This is a genomic window from Solemya elarraichensis gill symbiont (assembly GCF_002021095.1).
Lineage (GTDB): Bacteria > Pseudomonadota > Gammaproteobacteria > Chromatiales > Chromatiaceae.
In genome coordinates this window covers 1-6,427 of record NZ_MPRK01000118.1, presented here as the reverse complement: position 1 = coordinate 6,427, position 6,427 = coordinate 1, and the positions used below count along the sequence as shown (strand labels likewise).

Annotated in this window: 8 protein-coding genes and 1 tRNA gene; 3 read left to right on the top strand and 6 right to left on the bottom strand. The window is 50.6% G+C overall.

Annotated features, from left to right (window positions below):
* The first annotated feature begins 263 nt into the window (after window positions 1–263).
* From BOW51_RS06990 to BOW51_RS11135, 3 genes are all read left to right on the top strand, one after another.
* Complete coding sequence (locus tag BOW51_RS06990; RefSeq protein WP_078477063.1) at window positions 264–455, top strand: DUF4224 domain-containing protein; 192 nt, start codon at window positions 264–266, stop codon at window positions 453–455.
* Window positions 445–954, top strand: a complete 510-nt coding sequence (locus BOW51_RS06985; RefSeq protein WP_078477062.1) for a hypothetical protein — start codon at window positions 445–447, stop codon at window positions 952–954. The genes BOW51_RS06990 and BOW51_RS06985 overlap by 11 nt, the downstream gene beginning before the upstream one ends.
* 113 nt (window positions 955–1,067) lie before the next feature.
* Window positions 1,068–1,379 carry a site-specific integrase gene (locus tag BOW51_RS11135; protein ID WP_167367265.1) on the top strand — a complete coding sequence of 104 codons (312 nt, stop codon included), beginning with the start codon at window positions 1,068–1,070 and terminating at the stop codon, window positions 1,377–1,379.
* A gap of 82 nt (window positions 1,380–1,461) precedes the next feature.
* Here BOW51_RS11135 and BOW51_RS06975 read toward each other — a convergent pair.
* The 6 genes from BOW51_RS06975 to BOW51_RS06950 form a co-directional block, all read right to left on the bottom strand.
* A tRNA-Thr gene (locus tag BOW51_RS06975) sits at window positions 1,462–1,537 on the bottom strand.
* A 50-nt stretch (window positions 1,538–1,587) separates the two neighbouring features.
* A complete protein-coding gene (locus BOW51_RS06970) occupies window positions 1,588–2,256 on the bottom strand; it encodes a hypothetical protein (RefSeq protein ID WP_078477060.1) in 669 nt (222 codons plus the stop codon).
* Window positions 2,257–2,979 (bottom strand): type III pantothenate kinase, encoded by a 723-nt coding sequence (locus BOW51_RS06965; protein ID WP_167367264.1) that lies wholly within the window; start codon window positions 2,977–2,979, stop codon window positions 2,257–2,259. It abuts the gene before it with no gap.
* A complete protein-coding gene (gene birA, locus BOW51_RS06960) occupies window positions 2,972–3,970 on the bottom strand; it encodes a bifunctional biotin--[acetyl-CoA-carboxylase] ligase/biotin operon repressor BirA (protein ID WP_167367263.1) in 999 nt (332 codons plus the stop codon). Before birA ends, BOW51_RS06965 begins: the two co-directional genes overlap by 8 nt.
* Entirely contained in the window at window positions 3,963–5,663 is a 1,701-nt protein-coding gene (locus BOW51_RS06955; protein ID WP_078477057.1) for a M61 family metallopeptidase, read from the bottom strand. The genes birA and BOW51_RS06955 overlap by 8 nt, the downstream gene beginning before the upstream one ends.
* 52 nt (window positions 5,664–5,715) lie before the next feature.
* Window positions 5,716–6,396, bottom strand: coding sequence for a lytic transglycosylase domain-containing protein (locus BOW51_RS06950; RefSeq protein ID WP_078477056.1), 681 nt, complete (start codon window positions 6,394–6,396; stop codon window positions 5,716–5,718).
* Window positions 6,397–6,427 lie beyond the last annotated feature (31 nt).

Here is a 6,427-nt window from a genome sequence, read left to right as displayed (position 1 = left end):
GGCCTGGTGATGAGGCTTGACGTTATTCCTGTCTATCAGATCGATAAGGATGGAAACGAAATAGCATTCAATGGCTGGGTGAATATGTTTGCGCCAAATCCGAGGGAAGGCCAAACAGCACAGCGTCAAGCACCAGTTGCTGACTTCGACGATTCAGATGATATCCCCTTCTAGCCATGAAATTCCATGACTTCAACGTGATCCGAACGTCCACAGAAGTGTGGGCAGCTATTTGGAACACGCATGGTGAGGGTGAGTAGTAAATGATCCTGACGAGCGACGAACTGAAATCCCTGACTGGCTACCAACAGCCAGCTGCTCAGATTCGCGCTTTGAAGAAAATGGACATATTCTACCGCGTCCGTCCTGACGGCCATCCGGTTGTGACCTGGGACATGGTGAACGGGTTGGACATACAAACAGCCAACCAAGAGTATATGCTGAATGTCGCCTAGAAAGAGAAAATTTGACAGAGATTTGCCGCAGCGAGTCTACAAGCATGGTAAGAAATACCGCTTCGTCCCGAAGAAAGGCAAGAAAATCGTCCTTGGCGAGACAAAAGTAGAGGCTTTGAGAAAGTATGCCGAGCTGTATGCTGACGCTGGATTGCTCACAATGGAGGGCGTGCTTGAGAAATACCGCCTGGAAGAGCTGCCAAAGAAGGCCATCAAGACACAAAAGGACCAGTCTGCACAGTTAGACAGGCTATCCGCTGCAATAGGTCATATCCCTCCTGAATCCCTCACTCCACAGCTTGTAACCCAATACCTCGACTATCGTGGGAAAACAGCTCAGATCGCCGCTAACCGTGAATTAGCCCTGGTTCGTCATGTCTGCAAGGTCTGTGTCGCTCGCTGGGGCTTTATGCCAAACAATCCTTGTCGTGAGGTTCAGGCATTCACGAGAAACCGAGAGATCGAGTCGTCACCAACAAAGAACTTCGTGCATTGCTGAAGGCCGCTCCGCCATTAGTGCGATATTCTGCCTGGATTGGGTATCTCACAGGACTGCGTCGCCAGGACGTTCTGAACATAACTCTGTTCGATTGTAAAGACATAGGAATCAGGGTGAAGGAAGGCAAAACAGGCAAGAAAGCATTGATTCTCTGGTCGCCAGAATTGAAGCGCGTTATCGCCAAAGCAACGAAAGCGAGAAAGAGTGAAGCTGATACTCGACTATTCCAGATTTCATCAAGCGGATATGACTCAGCATGGCGTAGGGCAATGGATAACCTTGACGAGCGATTCCAGTTCAAAGACCTGAGAGCAAAGCACGCTGCTGATTTTGAGGAGCAGGGGGGCAAGTTAGGCCACTCGTCAAGGGGCGTTACTACTAGGCATTACCTGCGTCGGGAGAGGAAAATCACACCAATCCGCTAATTATATTCCCAAACGTGGGAATATAACTGGGAATTAGCGTAGAACCGAAATAGAGCAGAATGCTCTATCCTGTTGATAAATATGGAGCCGGCGACAGGAATTGAACCCGCGACCTACTGATTACAAGTCAGTTGCTCTACCTACTGAGCTACACCGGCTAAATGTATTGCTGGCAGTACAGGAGACCGCCTTCACAAGGGTGCATATTCTATTCGTTTCGGTTGCCGGAGACAATCTCTGTGCATGGAAAAGATGAAAACATCTGCCCGTCATACAGAATGTCTCTATTGTTCAATAACTTATGGAATTCTTTCTGCTCGAGCTCCGTGCTCACATGGACACTGTAGAGGAGTAAATCACCACTTTTCTTTAAAACCCGGGGGGCAAAACCTGCCGACTCAACCTCGGCAATGCGATCGGTCATGTTACTTTGGACAAGGAATATATCGAGCAGAATCGTCTGCTGACCATCAGCTGCCGTGATAATTTCTGCACCCTCAATACCGGCATCCTGCAGCTGTTTCTGTATTATTTCGACAGATTCGCTGGGTGCCGGCAGAATCAAGTGGTACTCGGGTGGCTGGACGAGGCTCTCCTTGTGAAGGGATGTCCCCAGCCCCTCGGCCGCGAGGGTCTCAATGATGTCATCTGCGACCAACTTGTTGCTGAATGGCAGTGAAGCATAGCAGTAGCGCATAGCTTGTTTCGTCTCCGACACTTCAGGTACTTCCGGCATCTCAGGCTCACCGCTGATGATGCGTAAATTACCTTCCTCCTGCTGGACCACCATGGGTACACGGTGATCAGGCCCCAAACCAAGCCACAAAAACAGCACCAGGTTGGCTGTTACCAATATGTAGATCAACCAGCGCAACATTCAGGCCACCTCCGCATAACGTGCAACACCCAGTAAAACCAGCTCTTCTATCAACTCGTAGTCACGATCGAGCAAGCCGGCAATCCAGTCGGCATCTCCCCCCGTAAGGAACAAGCGCGCATCATCAGGCACCTGCTGACTGATGAGACCGGCAACAGCTGCAGCACAACCGCCTAGCATGGCCTGTTGCGTATTGTTCTCCAACACCACCACCTGTTGCGGCGGTGCCCATTCATCTGTCGAGAGATTCGTATTGTGTACAAGTGCATTCATCATGTTTCTGAATCCCGGTGCGATCAAGCCCCCGAGGTGCTGCCCGTGCGCATCAACTGCATCAATAGTCACCGCACTTCCTGCATCGATCACGTAGAAAGCCTGCCGGCAGATACTCCTGGTAGCGACCATGGCCAGCCAGCGATCGACACCGAGTCGTTGTGGCTCGTCATAGGCATTGGTGACATCGAATGCCTGTGACTGTGTACGTATAAACACAGGCTCGGAAATACCTAACTGCCTGGCTATCGAGCGCAAGCGCTGTTCGATTTCCACACCTGTGACATTGGCAACATAAAGCTGCTCACAGCCCGACTCGGCGATTATTTCGGAAATAGCATCATCGTTCACTGCATCATGCGAAAGCCCCTGCTGCTGAAGCATAATGCCATCCTTGAGAAGCGCCCATTTCAGTCGCGTGTTGCCGATATCAAAAAGCAGCTTATGCATTCCCCTCTCCTGCCGACTCTGCACCCCTGAGGCTGACCTCACCGGAGTAGTAGCGTTTCTTCTCTCCATTATTTTCCAGCACAAGCGCACCATCTGTCGAGATACCGGCATGAATACCCTGGATGCGATTTTCTCCCATGACAACGGTGACGGGGGTACCCAGCAAGGCGTCGAAGCGGCGCCAGTCATCAACAAACGCATGAAAGCCCGAGTGTGCATACTCAGGCAGGCCGCTAGTGAGTACACGCACAAGGTCACTGGCAATCCGGTTACGTGACAACTGGCCTAAACCGAGTGTTTCGAGATCGGTCCACGGCTGGTCAATCAGCACATTGGCGTTACCCGGCATGGAGAAATTCAGTCCGATACCAATGACGGCATCAACCGGCCCTTCGCTGGAGCCGTGCAGATCAACAAGAATGCCTGCCAGCTTGCGCCTTTCTACAAGAATATCATTTGGCCACTTGAGCCCCACGTCAGCCACACCGTAGCTGTCAAGCAGGCGACACAAAATGGCTCCAACAGCAAGACTCAAGGCACCCAGTTCGCCAAAACTGCAGTCGAAACGCCAGTGAATGGAACAATAGATGTTACTCGCGAATGGCGAGACCCATTCGCGTCCGCGCCGTCCCCTGCCAGCCGACTGGTGTTCTGCAAAAACATTGGTGCCATTATCAAGGCCACCCTGTTGTAACTGCTCGAGCAGGCTGGCGCTTGTCGATGGCAGTGAAAGATAAACCTGTGGCGTTACGTTTGAATCCGGGTGCGCAGTGGCAAGCAACTCCTCTTCGAGGAGTTCAATTGCCCGCGACAGGCGGTAACCCCTGCCACGTACCGAATGGATATCCAAACCCCAGCGCTTATTAAAATTCTGCAGTCGCTTCCACACGGCCGTACGGCTGATGCCACACTCTTCAGCCACCTGCTCGCCTGAAACGAAGTGCCCACCGGAAAGCGCGTGCAACAGGGCACGATCAATCGAATCAGTCATCCCCGGAACCGTAATTGTTAGTCGCCAGGGATGCCTGCCACTGTTGACGGCGCTGGCGAATTTCATCGCTCAATTGCTCTTCCGCTGTTGGCCAGAGATCACAGGTTGACTGCCGTGTCGGCTCGGTTACAACATCGAGTTCAAGCATGACGCCATCGCGAAAAGCATGCAATTTTACTGACTGTTGCAGTGGCAATGCAGCGACGACGGCATCAACATTCGACTTGCTGACCTGGTAACCGTCGACGGCGACAAGCAGATCTTTGGCAGCGAATCCCGCCCTTTGTGCAAGACCATCCTGGTAGAGCACATTCAACAACACACCCGCCGGATGCTCAGCAACGACAGCATCGAGCGATACTTTTGCACTGGCAGCTTCATCAGGTTGTGATGAAGAAGCGCTGCCGTCATCACCATCACCACTTTTCGGACGCATTCTCGAACTGATTCCAACAGCAGCAAACCAGCGTTCGAGTGGCAACTCAGCCGTGCCTCGAACATACAATTTGAAGAAGCTTGATATTCCCTCACCTACAAGTGAGATGCAGATCTCCTCAATGCTGTCATCATCGGTTCCGCGTCCCTTGCTGCCGTACTCCTGCCACAAGCGCCGCATGACATCATCAAGCGAACAGTTGTCTTCACTCTGCAGGCGCAGTTCCATATCCAGACCAAAAGCGACGAGTGATCCTTTTGCGTAATAGCTGACGATTGCGTTCGGCGCATTTTCGTCCTGTTTGTAGAATTTGGTCCATGCATCAAAACTCGATTCGGCAATCGATTGCACCTCCCTGCCCGTACCACGCATGACACGTGTGACGACTTTTGCAATCTGCTTGAGATAGGAAACGATTTCGATACTGCCGGAACGCAGCAGTGCGAGTTCATCATAATAGGAAGTGATGCCCTCGTATGACCACAGCTGGGGAGTGTAGACCTCATGTCCGAGATCAGGCTGCTGCATGACAGCCGGCTTGATACGTTTGACGTTCCAAAGATGAAAATATTCGTGGCTGCAAAGACCGAGATAGCGCTGGTAGTCTTCGTTGACTGCCTCATCGCCGTGGGCCGGCAACTCCTTGCGTGAACAGATCAACGCAGTGGAATCTGCATGTTCCAGGCCACCATAACCATTACCGGTAACCGTGGTCATGAAAAGATACTGCTCAACCGGTAACTCGCCAAAGAGTGCAATATGCTCTTCCAGTATTGGCGGTAAATCTCTCTCGATACGTTCAAGGTCGCCAGTGTGACGACCACAAAATACCATTCGGTGGGGCACGTCTGAGACATTGAATTCATAACTGTCAAAGTCAGCTACTGTGAATGGTGTATCAATCAGGCGCTCATATGATTCCGCTTGATATTCACCATAGCCGTCACTATCTGTTGCTATTTTTGGCAAAGTTGTCGCTATCTTCCAGTTTGAGCAACAGACATCCTGGAGTCTGCTGATATGCACTCGGCAGCTTTCAACATCAAGATCGATAGGCCGGAGAAACAGCGATGTTCCATTAAAGAAGAGTAGCGAGCTGTCAATAAATGCACCGCGAACAGAAAGATCGTTAGCATAAACCCAATACTCAATTACCAACTCACCTTGCGCGCAATCCACCAGCCAGGTCTGCTTGTCCAGCTTGGTTACCGGCAATTTGCTAGCCAGGTTGAAACCAAGCCTGTAGAGAATTTTCACTAATCAGCTTAAATCAAATGAGAGATCATTTGATTATCGCGCATTTTCCAGCCTAGTTCATACTGATCTTTAAGGAATTCGATGTAAGTGACTTTGCTGTCAGGTTTCGACGATAGAGGCTGAACACGCGTTTGACATATTTTTGAGTTTCACGATATGGAGGGATCGTTTTGCCATACTTGTCTACAGCCCCCTCGCCGGCATTATAGGCAGCAACAGCAAGCTTAAGATTATTCTTGTAATAACCGAGCAGGTATTTCAGGTATTCAGCGCCACCCATGACATTCTGTATCGGATTGTTGGAATCGGATACGTTAAAGCGTGCAGCTGTACCTGGCATCAGTTGCATCAGGCCAATTGCGCCAGTACGTGCAACAGCCTCTGGCTGATAAGCAGATTCAGCTTCGATGATTGCATGTATCAGCGCAGCATCAATTTCATGTTTTTTGACCGCAGCATCGACAGCTGATAGGAAATTCACTCTGCGAAGTGCGATTGACTCTTTCATGGGTTTGGCAACAGTACCTTTCATGCTGAAATCTGCATAGTTTGTATGCAGATTTTGCTCTACAAGTACAAACGGGAGACCAAGCAAGGAGTCCGAGAGAATCACTGATCCATCAGGTGCATGGTACTTATAGGCAAGCGACTTGGCATCAAGCTGCGTTGTAAACACAAGCATGAGAGAAGTCAGACAAGCGTGTCTTTGATCTCGTGATGTAAAACGGGACATCCAAGTCTCCCTTTTACACTCGATCTTCGAC